Source organism: Castellaniella sp., from assembly GCF_041675725.1.
GTDB lineage: Bacteria > Pseudomonadota > Gammaproteobacteria > Burkholderiales > Burkholderiaceae_B > Castellaniella.
The window spans coordinates 22,921-37,548 of record NZ_JBAYTI010000006.1; the positions used below are offsets into that span (position 1 = coordinate 22,921).

General features: G+C 66.4%; 15 protein-coding genes. 6 read left to right on the forward strand and 9 right to left on the reverse strand.

The window, feature by feature from the left end; genetic code table 11:
• The first annotated feature begins 3 nt into the window (after positions 1–3).
• The 6 genes from WCZ84_RS02090 to ftsB all read left to right on the forward strand — a co-directional run bounded on the left by WCZ84_RS02090 (position 4) and on the right by ftsB (position 6,727).
• Positions 4–660, forward strand: a complete 657-nt coding sequence (locus WCZ84_RS02090) for a CoA transferase subunit B (protein ID WP_372684600.1) — start codon at positions 4–6, stop codon at positions 658–660.
• Positions 661–687: 27 nt separating this feature from the next.
• Complete coding sequence (locus tag WCZ84_RS02095; protein WP_372684601.1) at positions 688–2,481, forward strand: M24 family metallopeptidase; 1,794 nt, start codon at positions 688–690, stop codon at positions 2,479–2,481.
• Positions 2,482–2,523: 42 nt separating this feature from the next.
• Entirely contained in the window at positions 2,524–4,188 is a 1,665-nt protein-coding gene (locus WCZ84_RS02100) for a CTP synthase (RefSeq protein ID WP_372684602.1), read from the forward strand.
• Positions 4,185–5,036 (forward strand): 3-deoxy-8-phosphooctulonate synthase, encoded by an 852-nt coding sequence (kdsA, locus tag WCZ84_RS02105; protein WP_372684603.1) that lies wholly within the window; start codon positions 4,185–4,187, stop codon positions 5,034–5,036. The genes WCZ84_RS02100 and kdsA overlap by 4 nt, the downstream gene beginning before the upstream one ends.
• A 93-nt stretch (positions 5,037–5,129) precedes the next feature.
• On the forward strand, positions 5,130–6,416 hold the full coding sequence (gene eno, locus WCZ84_RS02110; RefSeq protein ID WP_372684604.1) for a phosphopyruvate hydratase: 1,287 nt from the start codon (positions 5,130–5,132) through the stop codon (positions 6,414–6,416).
• Between the two features lie 20 nt (positions 6,417–6,436).
• A complete protein-coding gene (gene ftsB / locus WCZ84_RS02115) occupies positions 6,437–6,727 on the forward strand; it encodes a cell division protein FtsB (protein WP_372684605.1) in 291 nt (96 codons plus the stop codon).
• A 103-nt stretch (positions 6,728–6,830) separates the two neighbouring features.
• Here ftsB and WCZ84_RS02120 read toward each other — a convergent pair whose 3' ends face one another.
• The 9 genes from WCZ84_RS02120 to lptE all read right to left on the reverse strand — a co-directional run bounded on the left by WCZ84_RS02120 (position 6,831) and on the right by lptE (position 14,624).
• On the reverse strand, positions 6,831–7,796 hold the full coding sequence (locus WCZ84_RS02120; protein ID WP_372684606.1) for a TadE/TadG family type IV pilus assembly protein: 966 nt from the start codon (positions 7,794–7,796) through the stop codon (positions 6,831–6,833).
• Between the two features lie 149 nt (positions 7,797–7,945).
• Positions 7,946–8,869 carry an Hsp33 family molecular chaperone HslO gene (locus WCZ84_RS02125; protein WP_372684607.1) on the reverse strand — a complete coding sequence of 308 codons (924 nt, stop codon included), beginning with the start codon at positions 8,867–8,869 and terminating at the stop codon, positions 7,946–7,948.
• The gene (locus WCZ84_RS02130; RefSeq protein WP_372684608.1) at positions 8,866–9,414 is read right to left on the reverse strand and encodes an RDD family protein; all 549 of its coding nucleotides are present in this window, start codon (positions 9,412–9,414) and stop codon (positions 8,866–8,868) included. The genes WCZ84_RS02125 and WCZ84_RS02130 overlap by 4 nt, the downstream gene beginning before the upstream one ends.
• Positions 9,415–9,493: 79 nt before the next feature.
• Entirely contained in the window at positions 9,494–9,682 is a 189-nt protein-coding gene (locus WCZ84_RS02135; RefSeq protein ID WP_372684609.1) for a hypothetical protein, read from the reverse strand.
• Positions 9,683–9,784: 102 nt separating this feature from the next.
• Positions 9,785–11,251, reverse strand: a complete 1,467-nt coding sequence (locus WCZ84_RS02140) for a THUMP domain-containing protein (protein ID WP_372684610.1) — start codon at positions 11,249–11,251, stop codon at positions 9,785–9,787.
• A 4-nt stretch (positions 11,252–11,255) separates the two neighbouring features.
• A complete protein-coding gene (locus WCZ84_RS02145; RefSeq protein WP_372684611.1) occupies positions 11,256–11,672 on the reverse strand; it encodes a CopD family protein in 417 nt (138 codons plus the stop codon).
• Between the two features lie 3 nt (positions 11,673–11,675).
• On the reverse strand, positions 11,676–12,944 hold the full coding sequence (locus tag WCZ84_RS02150; protein ID WP_372684612.1) for a glutamate-5-semialdehyde dehydrogenase: 1,269 nt from the start codon (positions 12,942–12,944) through the stop codon (positions 11,676–11,678).
• On the reverse strand, positions 12,941–14,014 hold the full coding sequence (holA, locus tag WCZ84_RS02155) for a DNA polymerase III subunit delta (RefSeq protein WP_372684613.1): 1,074 nt from the start codon (positions 14,012–14,014) through the stop codon (positions 12,941–12,943). The genes WCZ84_RS02150 and holA overlap by 4 nt, the downstream gene beginning before the upstream one ends.
• A gap of 4 nt (positions 14,015–14,018) precedes the next feature.
• Positions 14,019–14,624 carry an LPS assembly lipoprotein LptE gene (gene lptE / locus WCZ84_RS02160; protein ID WP_372684614.1) on the reverse strand — a complete coding sequence of 202 codons (606 nt, stop codon included), beginning with the start codon at positions 14,622–14,624 and terminating at the stop codon, positions 14,019–14,021.
• Positions 14,625–14,628 lie beyond the last annotated feature (4 nt).

The window sequence follows — 14,628 nt, forward strand, 5'->3', positions numbered from 1 at the left end:
ACCATGGCATGGGATCGTGAACAAATGGCTGCACGGGCAGCCCGGGAGCTGCAGGACGGCTTCTACGTCAACCTGGGCATCGGCTTGCCCACCAAGGTGGCCAACTACGTGCCCGACGGCATGGAGGTCTGGCTGCAGTCCGAAAACGGGTTGTTGGGCATCGGCCCCTTCCCCACCGAAGACGAGGTCGATGCCGATCTCATCAATGCCGGCAAGCAGACCGTCACCACGCTGCCGGGTTCATCCATTTTTGCCTCGGCCGATTCCTTCGGCATGATTCGCGGCGGCAAGATCAACCTGGCCATCCTGGGGGCCATGCAGGTGTCCGAAAAAGGTGACCTGGCCAACTGGATGATTCCGGGCAAAATGATCAAGGGCATGGGCGGCGCCATGGACCTGGTCGCCGGGGTCGGCAGGGTCGTGGTGCTCATGGAGCACGTGGCCGTCAACAAGAAAGATGGCTCGGAAAGCCACAAACTGCTGTCCGAATGTACCTTGCCGCTCACTGGGGTGGGGGTGGTCGATCTGATCATCACCGATCTGGGGGTCATGGAGGTCACGGACGATGGCTTGCGCCTCACCGAACTGGCGCCCGGCGTCACGGTCGACGAAATCCAGGCCAAGACGTCGGCCAAGCTGGATGTCTCTGCGGTTGCCTGACCCCCTCGTCCAGTGACTGGAACCCTCATGCCAGACGCGCCTGGCGCCCGTCTCCAGGCCCTGCGTGCGTATTTGCACGCAGCGGCACTGCAGGCGTGCCTGATTCCCACGTCCGATCCACACCTGTCCGAGTACCTCCCGGATCATTGGGCGGCGCGGGCGTGGCTGTCGGGCTTCGATGGCTCGGCCGGCAGCCTGCTGGTCACCGCTCAGTTCGCCGGTCTCTGGACCGACAGCCGGTACTGGGTGCAGGCCGAGCGGCAGCTGCAGGGCTCCGGTATCACGCTCATGCGCGCCGGCGCGCCGGATGTGCCGGATCCCCTGGCTTGGGCGCAGGGTCATCTGCAGGCGGGAGACCGCCTGGCGATCGATGGCCGGGTGCTGGACCACGCCGCCGCGGTGCGGTGGCAGGCCGGGCTGCAGGCGTGTGGCATGGTCCTGGTGCTGGATCAGGATCCAGTCGCTTCCTTGTGGCCTGCGCGCCCGGCGTTGCCCCAGGCCCCGGTCTACGAGCACCGGCCGCCGCACGCCTGCCGGACTCGGGGCGACAATCTCGCGGCGGTCCGCGACGCCATGCGCGCAGCGGGCGCCCGGTGGCACTTGATTTCCACGCTCGACGACGTCGCCTGGCTGTTGAACTTGCGCGGCGCCGATGTCGAGTACAACCCGGTGTTCATGGCGCACGTGTTGGTCGGGCCCGATGAGACCCGGCTCTATGTGGCGCCCGGCAAGGTCGGCCCCGAACTGGCCGCACGTCTGGCCGCCGACAGGGTGGCGCTGCGCCCTTACGATGCCCTGGCGCAGGACCTCTCGGCCATTGCGCCAGGCGAATCCCTGCTGGTCGATCCGGCGCGCGTCACCGAGGGTACGCTGATGGCCGCGCAGGCCTTGCGGCGGGTCGAGGCACTCAACCCCAGCCAGCGGTTCAAGGCGGTCAAGAATGCGGCCGAGGCCGAGCAGATCCGCCACACCATGGTGCAGGATGGGGTGGCGCTCTGCGAGTTCTTTGCGTGGTTCGAAGCCGCCCTGGCGGCGGGCGAGTCCATCACCGAGCTCGACGTCGATACGCGCATCACGGCGGCCCGCAGCCGTCGCCCGGATTTCGTCAGCCCCAGTTTTGCAACCATTGCGGGTTTCAATGCCAACGGTGCCATGCCACACTACCGGGCCACCGAGGCCTCCCATGCGCGCATCGAAGGGCAGGGCCTGCTGCTGATCGACTCCGGTGGACAATATCTGGGCGGCACCACCGACATCACCCGGGTGGTGCCGGTGGGGCAGCCCACGCCGGCGCAGTGCACAGACTACACCCGCGTGCTGCAGGCCCACATCGCGCTGGCCCGTTGCGTGTTCCCGGTCGATACGCCTGCGGCCGTGCTCGATGCGGTGGCCCGCATGCCGTTGTGGCGCCATGGCCTCGATTATGGCCACGGGACCGGGCATGGCGTGGGGTATTTTCTCAACGTCCATGAAGGCCCGCAGGCGATCTCGGTGCGCGCCCACGCGCGCGCGCACCAGGGGATGCAGGCCGGCATGCTCACCTCAAACGAGCCAGGGCTGTATCGCGACGGTCGCTGGGGCATCCGCATCGAAAATCTCGTGCTGGCCGTGGCATCCGAGCCAGGCGAATTCGGGGCGTTCCTGGCTTTCGAAACCGTTACCCTGTGCCCCATCGACACGCGTTGCATTGCGCGCGACCTGCTCTGCGCCGATGAACTGGCGTGGCTCAATGCCTACCATGCGCAGGTGCGCGACCGCCTGTTGCCACAGCTCCAGGGGGCGGCACGCGCCTGGCTGCTGGCCCGAACCGAGCGGTTATAATCCCAGTTTCCCGCTCCTGCCCGATTCTTTCGGGTGTTTCTCATGACCAAATACGTATTCGTTACCGGTGGGGTGGTGTCCTCGCTGGGCAAGGGCATTGCCGCCGCGTCCCTGGCTGCGATACTCGAGTCGCGTGGCCTGCGCGTCACCATGCTCAAGCTCGATCCCTACATCAATGTGGATCCCGGTACCATGAGCCCGTTTCAGCATGGCGAGGTCTTCGTCACCGAGGACGGGGCCGAGACAGACCTCGATCTCGGCCACTACGAGCGTTTCGTATCGGCGCGCATGCACAAGGTGAACAACTTCACCACGGGCCAGATCTACGAATCGGTCTTGCGCAAGGAACGGCGCGGCGACTACCTGGGCAAGACGGTCCAGGTCATTCCGCACATCACCAACGAAATCCAGGACTTCATCGTCCGGGGCGCCCAGGCGGCCTACGAAGGGCAGGCAGACATCGCCATCGTTGAAATCGGCGGCACCGTGGGCGACATCGAATCCCTGCCTTTCCTCGAGGCCGTGCGCCAGATGAGCCTGCGCCTGGGGCGCAACCAGTGTGCCTTCGTGCACCTGACCCTGGTGCCCTACATCGCCTCGGCGGGCGAACTCAAAACCAAGCCGACACAGCACTCGGTACAGAAGCTGCGTGAAATCGGCATTTATCCCAACGCCTTGCTGTGCCGCGCCGACCGTCCGGTGCCCGACGACGAGCGTGCCAAGATCTCCCTGTTTTCCAATGTGCCGCTCGATGCGGTGATTTCCGTCTGGGATGCCGATTCGATCTACAAGATCCCGGCCATGCTGCACAGCCAGGGGCTCGACAGCCTGGTCTGCGATGCGCTCGCCATCACGCCGCCGCCCGCGGATCTCACGCTCTGGGACCGCCTGGTCGAAGACCTGGAAAACCCCGAACACGACGTCACCGTCGGCATGGTGGGCAAGTACGTCGATCTCACCGAGTCCTACAAGTCGCTCACCGAAGCACTGGTGCATGCCGGCATCCATACCCGCACGCGGGTGCATGTAGAGTACCTGGATTCCGAAGAAATCGAAGCCCACGGCACGGCTTCGCTGGTGGGGCTCGATGCGATCCTGGTTCCGGGCGGGTTCGGCAAGCGCGGCACCGAGGGGAAAATCCGCGCCATCCAGTACGCCCGCGAACAGGGCATCCCCTTCCTGGGCATCTGCCTGGGCATGCAGCTGGCGGTGATCGAGTTTGCCCGCCACGTGGCGGGCCTGGGGGGCGCCAACAGCACCGAATTCGATCCCTCCGCGGCGCATCCGGTGGTGGCCCTGATCACCGAATGGCAGGATCGTGAAGGGGCCATCGAACGCCGCGATGCGGGTTCCGACCTGGGCGGCACCATGCGCAAGGGGGCCCAGCGCTGCCCGGTCAAGCCCGGTACGCGGGCACACGAGATCTACGGCGACGAGGTCAACGAACGGCATCGGCACCGCTACGAAGTCAATAACGTCTATGTGCACCGGCTCGAAGAGGCCGGGTTGGTCATCAGCGCCCGAACCCCCACGGAAAACCTGCCTGAAATCATGGAACTACCCAGCCATCCCTGGTTCATGGGCGTGCAGTTCCACCCCGAATTCACCTCCACGCCGCGCGATGGGCACCCCTTGTTTGCCAGCTATGTGCGGGCCGCGCTGGCCTATCAAGAACACGTATCCGAAAAAACCGCGGGGGCCGCATGAAGCTATGTGGCTTCCAGGCCGGGCTCGACCAGCCCCTGTTCGTGATTGCGGGTCCGTGCGTGATCGAATCGCGCGAGCTGGCCTTCGAGACGGCGGGTGCCCTGCAGGAAATCACGCGGGCGCTGGGCATCCCGTTCATTTACAAAAGTTCGTTCGACAAGGCCAACCGCAGTTCCGGGCGTTCGTTCCGCGGCCTGGGCATGGATCAGGGCCTGGCGATCCTGGATGATGTCCGGTCCCGTCTGGGTGTTCCCATCCTGACCGACGTGCACGAAACCGGCCAGGTGCGCGAAGTCGCAGCGGTGGTCGACGTGCTGCAGACCCCCGCCTTCCTGTGCCGCCAGACAGATTTCATCCAGGCCTGTGCCGCCACGCTCAAGCCGGTCAATATCAAGAAGGGCCAGTTCCTGGCTCCCGAAGACATGCTCCAGGTGGTCGCCAAGGCGCGTGATGCCGCACGCGAGGCCGGTGGCGATGGCCAGAACATCCTGGTGTGCGAGCGGGGTGCGTCCTTTGGGTATCACAACCTGGTATCCGATATGCGGTCCCTGGCCATCATGCGCCAGACGGGCTGCCCGGTGGTGTTCGATGCCACCCACTCGGTCCAGCTGCCCGGCGGGCAGGGCACCCACTCGGGGGGGCAGCGCGAATTCGTGCCGGTCCTGGCGCGCGCGGCGGTGGCGGCGGGGGTGTCGGGGGTCTTTATGGAAACCCACCCAAATCCCGATCAGGCCCTGTCGGACGGCCCCAACGCCGTACCGCTGGGCCAGATGCGTGCCCTGCTGCAGGTGCTGCAGGCACTGGATCGCTGCGTCAAGCAGGATGGCGCGCTGCAGCAATCGCTTTGAACCCGGCCCAGGCGGGGGTTGGGTGCATTACTGTCCCGGGTACAATGAATCGGTTCAACCCCCGTTTTCCATCACTGGCAGGAAAGTCACACCATGAGTGCAATCGTAGACATCATAGGGCGCGAAATCCTTGATTCGCGCGGCAATCCCACCGTCGAGTGCGACGTCTTGCTCGAATCAGGCGCCATGGGTCGTGCGGCAGTGCCTTCCGGAGCCTCCACGGGCGTGCACGAAGCCGTAGAGCTGCGTGATGGCGACCCGGCCCGCTATCTGGGCAAAGGCGTATTGCGTGCCGTAGAACACTTGAATACCGAAATCTCCGAGGCCCTGATCGGCCTGGATGCCCAAGAGCAAACCTTCATCGATCATGTGCTGGTCGATCTCGATGGCACCGAAGGCAAAAGCAGGCTGGGGGCCAACGCCTTGCTGGCGGCCAGCATGGCGGTTGCCAAGGCGGCGGCCGACGACGCCGGGCTGTCGCTGTATCGCTACTTTGGCGGCAGTGGCCCCATGCAGATGCCGGTGCCCATGATGAACGTGATCAATGGCGGGGCGCACGCCAACAACACGCTCGATCTGCAAGAGTTCATGATCCTGCCGGTGGGGGCCGGCAGCTTTCGCGAGGCCCTGCGCATGGGGGCGGAAATCTTCCACGCCCTCAAAAAAATCATTGCCGCGCAAGGCATGTCCACCGCGGTAGGCGACGAAGGCGGGTTTGCACCCAACGTCGCCAACCACGAAGCCGCGATCGAGCTGATTCTCAACGCTGTGGATGCAGCCGGCTACGAAGCCGGCTCGCAGGTGCTGCTTGCGCTGGATTGCGCCAGCTCCGAGTTCTACCGCGATGGCCAGTATCATCTGGCCGGCGAGGGCGGCCTGTCGCTGAGTTCAGCCGATTTCGCCAACCTGCTGGCGTCCTGGTGCGACAAGTACCCTATCGTTTCCATCGAAGACGGCATGGCCGAAGAAGACTGGGACGGCTGGCAGCTGCTGACCGAGCAGCTCGGGCGCAAGGTGCAGCTGGTGGGCGATGACTTGTTCGTTACCAACACCAAGATGCTCGAGCGCGGCATCCGCCAGGGGGTGGCCAACTCCATACTCGTCAAGATCAACCAGATCGGTACGCTGAGCGAGACCTTCGCGGCCATCGAAATGGCCAAGCGCGCCCGGTATACCGCAGTGATCTCGCACCGGTCGGGTGAAACCGAAGACGCGACCATCGCCGACATCGCCGTCGCCACCAATGCCATGCAGATCAAAACGGGCTCTCTGTCGCGCTCAGACCGCATGGCCAAGTACAACCAATTGCTGCGCATCGAAGAAGAGCTGGCCGACGTGGCGTCGTATCCAGGGACATCGGCTTTCTATAACCTGCGCTGACGCATACCGCGGGTGCCCCCATGCGCCTGTTGTGCCTGATCCTGCTGTTGTTGCTGCTGGTCATCCAGTACCCGCTCTGGTGGGGCAAGGGCGGCTGGCTGGATCTGCGCGATCTCCAGGCGCGGCTGGCCGCACAGACGGAAACCAATGAAGCCCTTCAGGCCCGCAACAATGCGTTGCGGGCCGAAGTCAATGACCTGGCCGACGGCACCTCGGCCATCGAGGAACGGGCCCGCGGCGAGCTGAACATGGTGCGCCCCGGCGAGTACTACGTACAGATCGTGCCGGCGCCCCCGCCGCCCGCCCGCTGATCTTCCAGCTCCAGAGGCTGACCTTCCAGTTCCAGATTTCTTGCCGGCCGGCCGCTGCCCCTATGGCGGCGGCCGCTGCGGCAAGGGCCGCGGCCCATGCGGCTCATGGCGCGGGCACGCATGAATCGTCGGGTACTGGCGGCGCGGACTCTTCCGGGGGGCCTGGCCGCGTGCCATCGGCGGCGGTATCGACGCCCGGCGGCCCGCCGCCCGGGGAACCCGGTGCGGCGGGGAGGGCGTCTTCGGCTGGGGGGGTATCGGCAGCCCCTTCGCCCTGCCCGTCTGGCCGTGTGCTGGCAGGAGCGGGTGTGGAAAAGCCGTCATATGGATTGGGCTGCGCCGGTCCGGCGGCGGCTGCCGGGTGTGCGGGCGTGGCGGTGCCGTGGCTGATGCGCCCGTCGGCCAGATCCGGCCATTGGGCCGGGTGGCTGTGCATGGCCAGCCGTATGTGGCGGCGAAAGGGCAGGTAGCCCGCCGCCATCCAGCGCGCCTGAAGCGGGTCGGACGCCCAGGGGGCCAGCGTACGCAGCAAGGCGCCCGTGCCGGGCAGTAGGGGGCGTTGGGGCCAGTCTAGTGTCATGGCCAGGGTATTGGCCTCGAAGATGGTCTGGCCAGACACGGGCCCCCGCCCCTGCGGCCAGCCTTGCCGGACGTATCGGGCCTGCTGCAAGGCCTGGTGATCGTTGTTGATCAAGGCGAGCCCGGATGGCATGTGGGGCACGCGCAACCGGGGGTCGGCATGGTCGCGGAAGGCGGCACGGGCGGGCTGGGTGATGCGGATGTGCCAGGCCACGCCCAACGTGGATTCATGTTCATGCAGGATTCGCCGCAGGCTGCGGGGGTCTGGCCAAGCCATGCGCAGGCCGGATTCGAACGAATCGGCGATGATCTGCGGGCGCGCATGCTGCGTAGCCCCCGAGCGGGCCGCCTGCATCAAGGCGTGCCCCAGGATCTGGCGCAGGCTGAACCAGTGCGCCAGCTCGACACTGCCCAGCCCCAGCATCAGGGTGGGGACAGCGACCAGCAGGAAACCGACGGCGCCTGCGCCACCTGAGCGGGGGCGCGGCATCGTGCATCTGGATGGGCGGCGGCGGGGTGGCGGTTTGGATGCTGGCATGCCTGCCAGTGTGCCGGACCGGCGTACCGTCATGCCAGCGCGACAAGCCGCCATGGACGATTCCGTCACGGCGGCCGGTTCGCCGGGCCGCGGGTTCGGGCCTAATGCAGGGTATCTGAACCGGGCATGGGGATGGGGTCGTGTGGTTCGAGAAACAGGGCTGCGCAATCCACGGCATCGAAATCGTAGCCCTTGCCGCAGAAATTGCAATGAATCTGTACCCGGCCTTCTTCGGCCAGGATGGCGTTGACTTCGTCGGCACCCAGATTGCGCAGCATGTGCGCCACCCGCTCGCGCGAGCAGCTGCAATGCCATTGAACAGGCTGGGCGGGATACGCGAGCAGGTCTTCCTGCCAGAAAAGCCGGCGGATCCATTGCGCGGCGGGCAGGCCGGTGAGCTCTTCGGTCTTCAGGGTGTCGGCCAGCGTGGTGCAGTGTGCCCAGGTGGTGGCATCGGTTCTTTCGCCGGCTGGATGGTTCTCATCGGCGGGCATGCGCTGCAGCAGCAGCCCTGCGCACCCTTGGCGGTCGGCCGCCAGCCAGAGCCGCGTCTCGAGCTGTTCCGAGTGGCGCATATAGTGCTCGAGCACTTGGGCCACCGACTGGCCTTCGAGAGGGACGATCCCTTGATAGGGCGGGGTGCCCGGCTTGCGGCCTTCCGGGTCGATCATGACGACGAAACGGCCCTGGCCGTCGGCGTTGAGCAGCGCCTGCAGGTCTGGTGTGTCGGGCAGGGCGAGGTCGTCATCCACTTGTGCGGTGGCGCGCAGCTCGAGTGCCGAGGTGCACTCGACCATGATCAGCCGCACGGGGCCGTTGCCCTGCAGTTGCAGCACGACGGAACCATCGAACTTGATGCTGCCGGCCAGCAGTACGCAGGCGGCTGCCAGTTCGCCCAGCAGCGCCACGACGGCATCCGAGAGATGCTGGTGAGCCAGGCCCGTCTGCCAGGCGGGGCCCAGTTGCAGGGTCTGGATGCGGGTGCTGCGATCTGCAGTCAGGTATTTGGTGAGTGCGTCGTTCATGATGTGGGCGGAACCTTGGGTTGGCCATGAGGCATCTGGGGCCCTGGGCGGGGTTGGGCCAGCAATTCGGTGCCCAGGATACGGTCGTGCAGGAATTGGCCGCGGGGATCGAACCAGGTCCAGATGAACAAGGAAAATGGCGCCAGCACGATCAGCATGTCGATTGCGCTGGATTGGAGGGCCGCGGACAGGCGCGCAACCAGCCAGGCGCTGAGCAGGGGCAGGGGCCAGAGCAGCAGATAGCGCAGCAGCAGGCGGGTAAAGCCGGGTGTTTGGCCGTTTGGATCGGCCAGCCGGATGCCCCAGGTTTTCATGGGCAGGGTCTGACCATTGCGTCGCCAGCTGACCAGGAAATAGAGGCCGATGGCCACAAACAGAAAAATCTGGCGCTCGGGGCGCCACATGAGGCCATGACGGCTTTGCGTCAGGGTATCGAGCAGATAACCGGCCAGAAAGACGACGCCGAACAGCAGGATGCCTTCATAGATCATGCAGGCAAAACGGCGCCGGCGGCTGGCGGGGGGAGGACGGGTGGCCTGGTTCATGGCGGCTTTATATGGGTGCACCCCCCATTATCGCAAAAGGCCGCTGCAAGGGCGGCCTTTCTAGTCTTTTCGGCGCGGCTCAGTGGGCCGTGCGAACCGAGCCCTGCGTGGGCGCTTCCGGTGCCTTGAAGAAGTGCAGCACTTTCAGGAACAGCTGCTTGATGCGCTCATCCAGCCAGTATGTCTGGTAGGCGTCGATGGCTTCCTGCAGCAGTTGGCGTTCAAGTGCGTCCGTCAGGCGGATATCGGAGTTGTACATCTTTTTCATTGCAAGCCTCTTTGCGTGAAAAGAGCGTTTCGCTCAGGGTTAACCCTAATTATAGGGAAAACCCTAAGTAATAGCAAGCTCAGAGGCCGGGCGAACGCCCATTCAGGCCGTGTCGTCCTTGTCGCGATCGGCGTGTGAAACCAGGTCGAACTGGAACAGGCGGCACTCGATTGCACCGTTGTACAGGGGATGGCGCCGTCGGGCCTTGAGGCGCAGGCGACCAGGCAGCGTCCGGTCGTCGCTGATGATGTTCAGCTGCCAGCCGCCATAATGCTGCTTGAGCCAGCTCGCCCAGGCGGCCCAGAGCACGTCGGCATCGGCCAGACCAAGACGCTCGCCGTAGGGCGGGTTGGTCACGATCCAGCCCCGTTCCGCCGGAGGCGGCACCTCGCGCACGTCGGAGACTTCGAAGCGGATGCTGTCGGGCGCCAGATGGGCGCGCTGCACGTTGGCCCGGGCGGCGTCGATGGCGGCGGGGTCGTGGTCGGTTCCAACCAGGGGCTGGGCCAGCCGGGTGGCGATGCGGCTGCGTGCGTCGTCTTTGATGTCGCGCCACAGGTGGGCGTCATGATCGCGCAGCCGCTCGAATGCGAAGGGCCGCCAGATCCCCGGCGGCACCCCCAGGGCCATCCAGGCCGCTTCGATGAGGATCGTGCCGCTGCCGCAGAAAGGGTCCAGCAGGGCAGCGTCGGTTGGCCAGCCCGAGAGCATGAGCAAGCCGGCCGCCAGGTTCTCGCGCAGCGGGGCGGCGCCCTTGTCGAGCCGCCAGCCGCGCTTGAACAGCGACTCGCCCGAAAGGTCGAGATACAGCGTGGCCTGGCGGGCATCCAGGAACAGGTGCACGCGGGCATCGGGGCGCACCGTGTCGATGTCGGGGCGCGCGCCTTCGCGCTCGCGCAGGCGGTCGCAGATCCCGTCCTTGGCGCGCAGGTTGCAGTACTGCAGGCTGCGCATCGGGCTGCGCACGGCCGAGGTATCCACCCGCAGGGTGTGTTCCGGACCGAACCAGCGTTCCCATGGGGTGGCCCGCGCCAGGCTCAGGATGTCGTCCTCGTTGTACACAGGGGCCTGTGCCACCTGCACCAGAATGCGCGTGGCCAGGCGGGAATGCAGGTTCGCCCTGAGCAGATCGGGCCAGGCGGCTTCGAAATGGCAGCCGGCCCGACCGGCGGCCACGGCGGCCAGGCCGAGCGTGCCGAGCTCCTGGGCCAGGCTGTGCTCAAGCCCCTGCGGACACGGCGCGAAGGCTTTGAAGGTTTCTTGCGGCCGGGCCAGGCGCTGCCGGTGGTGGCCGCCTGCCGGCCTGTCGTGCGGGCGGGTCGCCGGGCGAGCCACCGGGCGGTGAGGCGGGTCGGGCTCGGGCCGGGCGGCGGGTCGGGCCGTGGCTTTTTCTACAGGGGCGGCCGGGGTGGACACCCCGGTGGCGCCGACGCCCGCCCGCCGTGCCCGTTCTTGGCGCGCGGCCTGGTGGGCCCGCGCACCCGATCGCTGGCGCGGTGCCGGTTTGTCGGTGTCGGCTGCCGCGGGCGTGGTTTTCAGGCGCAGTGTGGTTTTCTTGGATTGTGCCATGGCATCAGAATGGCTTGACGACGACCAGGATCAGCACCAGCAGCAGGATGAGGACCGGGATTTCGTTGAAGACGCGGTAGAACCGGTGGGCATGGCGGTTCGCCCGTTGGGTGAAGGCCAGCAGGTAGTGGCGGCAGGCCAGGTGGTAGACGATCAGCAGCAGCACCAGCAGCAGCTTGGCATGCATCCAGCCCTGGCCCTGGCCCAGCCCGTAGCCGAGCCAGAGATAGAGCCCGAATGCGAGGGCCAGTGCCGCCAGGGGCGTCATGAAGCGATACAGGCGCCGGGCCATGCCCAGCAGGGTGTCATAGGTGGCCGGGTCCTGAGCCTGCGCCAGGTTGACGTACAGGCGTGGCAGGTAAAACAGCCCGGCAAACCAGGCGATCACGAACAGGAGGTGCAGCACTTTGACCCAGAGCATGTTTCAGCCCCGCAGCTGGCCATCGCCATTGAGCACCCATTTCTGTATCGTCAGGCCTTCCAGGCCCACCGGGCCGCGGGCATGCAGGCGGTTGGTGGAGATGCCGATTTCTGCCCCGAGGCCGTATTCCTGGCCGTCCGCGAAGCAGGTGGGCAGGTTGACGTAGACCGAGCTCGAGTCGACTTCGCGCTGGAAGCGTTCGGCGGCGGCCAGGTCCTGGGTGACGATGGACTCGGTGTGTTCGGAGCTATAGCGTGCGATGTGGTCCAGGGCCTGGTCCAGCGAATCCACCACCCGCACGGCCAGGATCGGCGCCAGGTATTCAGTGGCCCAGTCTGCTTCGGTGGCGGGCACGCTGCCGGGCAGCAGCGGCAGGGCACGCGGGCAGGCGCGCAGCTCGACGCCGGCTTCGGCAAAGCGCTGCGCAGCCCTGGGCAGCCAGTCGTTGGCGATGTCGGCATGCACCAGCAGGGTTTCCATGGCGCCGCAGATCCCGCAGCGGTATGTTTTGGCATTGAGGGCGATATCGAGTGCCTGGTCCAGCCGGGCCGCGCGATCGACGTACAGATGGCAGTTGCCGTCCAGGTGCTTGATCAGCGGGATCTTGGATTCGGCGGCCAGGCGTGCGATCAGCCCCTTGCCGCCGCGCGGAATGATGACGTCGATGGACTCGGTCAACGTGATCATTTCGCCCACTGCGGCGCGGTCGGTGGTCTCGACCACCTGGACGGCGTGTTCGGGCAGGCCGGTTTCCTGCAGGCTCTGCTGGATCAGCCGGCCCAGCGCGCGGTTCGAATGGAAGGCTTCGCTGCCGCCGCGCAGGATGGCGGCGTTGCCGGATTTCAGGCACAGGGCGGCGGCGTCGACGGTGACGTTCGGGCGGGATTCGTAAATGATGCCGATCACCCCCAATGGCACGCGCATGCGGGCCACGCGCATGCCATTGGGGCGCACCGTGGTGGCACTGAGGCTGCCGATCGGATCGGGCATATCGGCCAGCTGTCGCAGCCCCTGCGCCATGGATTGCAGGGCTTTGTCGGACAGCCGCAGGCGGTCTACCAGCGGTGCATCCAGGCCTTTTTCGATGGCTGCATCGAGGTCGCGGCGGTTTTCTTCCTGCAGCCAGGACGATTGTTCATGAATGCGTCGGGCGAGCGCGAGCAGGACCGCGGATCGGGCAGCGCCCGATGTGACGCGCAGCCGTCGGGATGCCGCACGGGCCTGCTGGCCCAGCTGGCGTAGGGGGGTGGCGGTGGAAGTAGCGGTATTCATGGCAGTGAGATCGGTTGATCGGGAGGCGGTTTCCCGGCCGTGGCCACGCGCAGGACCAGGCGGGCGAGTTCGTCCCAGGGGTCGGGCAGGCACGCCGCAACGGGCACGCCCTTGATGTGTCGGTCGATTTCGTGGGCCTGGCCCAGCGCCAGGGGCCAGAGACGGGCCGGACAGCGCTGCAGGGCCTGGCGCAGGTGCTGCTCGCGGGCCCCGAAGACCCGTTGCGCCCGCAGTGCGCCGCCCCTTTGCGCGGCAGGCAGATTGGCCAGCATGCCGAGGATGCGCAGGTCTTCGCCCAGGCCCCAGAGCACGGGCAGGTGGGCCATGCCTTCGGCTTTCAGGCCGGCCAGGACCCGCAGGGCGCGTTGTGGCTCGCCCACCAGCACGGCGGCGCGCAAGTCTTGTGGGTCGTGGCGCGAGACGTCCAGCACCGCCGCCTGCACCTGTTCGAGGCTAAGGGCACCGGGCGGGTACAGCAGCCCCAGTTTCTCGATCTCTTGGTGGGCGGCGAGCAGGTTGCCTTCGACTTGCCCGGCGAGCCACGCCTGGGTGGCCGCATCGATGGCCTGCTGTTGCCGTGCCAGCCGCTGGGCGATCCAGCCGGGCAGGTCCGGGCGCGCGACCCCCGGAATGGCCACCCAGGTGGCCTGTTTTTTCAGGTGCTGGACCCATTTGCTTTTTTGGGTGGCCCAATCCAGCTGGGGCAAGCGCAGCAAGATGAAGGCATCCGGCAACTGGCCGGCCGCCGCCTGGTCGGCCAGCCGTTGCAGCATGTCGGCGCCGGCCTTGCCCGGTTTGCCCGACGGCAGGCTGATTTCCACTAGGCGCAGGTCGCCGAACAGCGACGTGTTGCACGCAGCCGCCAGCACGGCAGACCAGTCGCTGCGGGCGTCCATGACCAGATGGCTGCGTTCGCTGCAACCCAGCTGGGTGGCCAGTGCACGCAGCGCATCGGCGGCTTCATTGACCAGCAGGATCTCATCGCCCGCCAGGACGCAGTACGCGGGCAGGGCCGCGTCTCGCTCGGCCTGCCGGAGCACTTGTGCGATGCTGGATGCACGGGGGGCCATGGTTTCAGCGGCTGGCTGGCGCCGCGCCCAGGGACGGATCGCCGCGGGTATCCTGCCCGGCGTGCTCGGCCCTTTCGGTGGATCGCGCATACGCGGCACGCACTTCGGGCGAACTGATGCGGCTCATGATGCGATGGATCAGCAGGTCGCGCATATCGTTGAAATTGCGATGTATTTCGCTTTCCTTGGCCTGCACGACGCTTTCGCTGTAGGGGAGTTCGCGCAGGCTCTCGAGTGTGGTGGGTTCGAGCAGGGTCTCGCCGTGGCGGTCGACCAGCTCGAACGTGAAGGTGAGCCTGAGCTCGTACTCTTCGATGCGGCCGTCGGCATCCAGCGAGAGCTGGCGCAAGTGCTCGCTGTCGTCGGTCTGGAGCAGGGAGACGTCGGCTTCGCTGCGTTGGGCGACGATGCGGGTGGATGGCGAGTTGGCCTGGATCGCCCGTTGCAGGCGGGCGCCGAACTGGGTGTTCAGGTTGATGTTGGTGTACAGCGAATCGAAGGGCAGCGGCGTGGCCCCGCGGATGTGAAAACCACAGGCTGCCAGAAACAGCGTCAGTGCGGCTGCAGCCAGCAGGCGCCCCATGGTGCGTAGAACGGTCGGTTGGATCATGTCG

Bases quoted from the DNA above. Each gene is read 5' to 3' on its own strand.
- holA (WP_372684613.1), bottom strand. From the start codon at position 14,014: ATGGCCCCCCGTGCATCCAGCATCGCACAAGTGCTCCGGCAGGCCGAG.
- WCZ84_RS02095 (WP_372684601.1), top strand. From the start codon at position 688: ATGCCAGACGCGCCTGGCGCCCGTCTCCAGGCCCTGCGTGCGTATTTG.
- eno (WP_372684604.1), top strand. From the start codon at position 5,130: ATGAGTGCAATCGTAGACATCATAGGGCGCGAAATCCTTGATTCGCGC.
- WCZ84_RS02130 (WP_372684608.1), bottom strand. From the start codon at position 9,414: ATGAACCAGGCCACCCGTCCTCCCCCCGCCAGCCGCCGGCGCCGTTTT.
- lptE (WP_372684614.1), bottom strand. From the start codon at position 14,624: ATGATCCAACCGACCGTTCTACGCACCATGGGGCGCCTGCTGGCTGCA.
- WCZ84_RS02145 (WP_372684611.1), bottom strand. From the start codon at position 11,672: ATGCTCTGGGTCAAAGTGCTGCACCTCCTGTTCGTGATCGCCTGGTTT.
- WCZ84_RS02100 (WP_372684602.1), top strand. From the start codon at position 2,524: ATGACCAAATACGTATTCGTTACCGGTGGGGTGGTGTCCTCGCTGGGC.
- WCZ84_RS02125 (WP_372684607.1), bottom strand. From the start codon at position 8,869: ATGAACGACGCACTCACCAAATACCTGACTGCAGATCGCAGCACCCGC.
- kdsA (WP_372684603.1), top strand. From the start codon at position 4,185: ATGAAGCTATGTGGCTTCCAGGCCGGGCTCGACCAGCCCCTGTTCGTG.
- WCZ84_RS02135 (WP_372684609.1), bottom strand. From the start codon at position 9,682: ATGAAAAAGATGTACAACTCCGATATCCGCCTGACGGACGCACTTGAA.
- WCZ84_RS02150 (WP_372684612.1), bottom strand. From the start codon at position 12,944: ATGAATACCGCTACTTCCACCGCCACCCCCCTACGCCAGCTGGGCCAG.
- ftsB (WP_372684605.1), top strand. From the start codon at position 6,437: ATGCGCCTGTTGTGCCTGATCCTGCTGTTGTTGCTGCTGGTCATCCAG.
- WCZ84_RS02090 (WP_372684600.1), top strand. From the start codon at position 4: ATGGCATGGGATCGTGAACAAATGGCTGCACGGGCAGCCCGGGAGCTG.
- WCZ84_RS02140 (WP_372684610.1), bottom strand. From the start codon at position 11,251: ATGGCACAATCCAAGAAAACCACACTGCGCCTGAAAACCACGCCCGCG.
- WCZ84_RS02120 (WP_372684606.1), bottom strand. From the start codon at position 7,796: ATGCCGCGCCCCCGCTCAGGTGGCGCAGGCGCCGTCGGTTTCCTGCTG.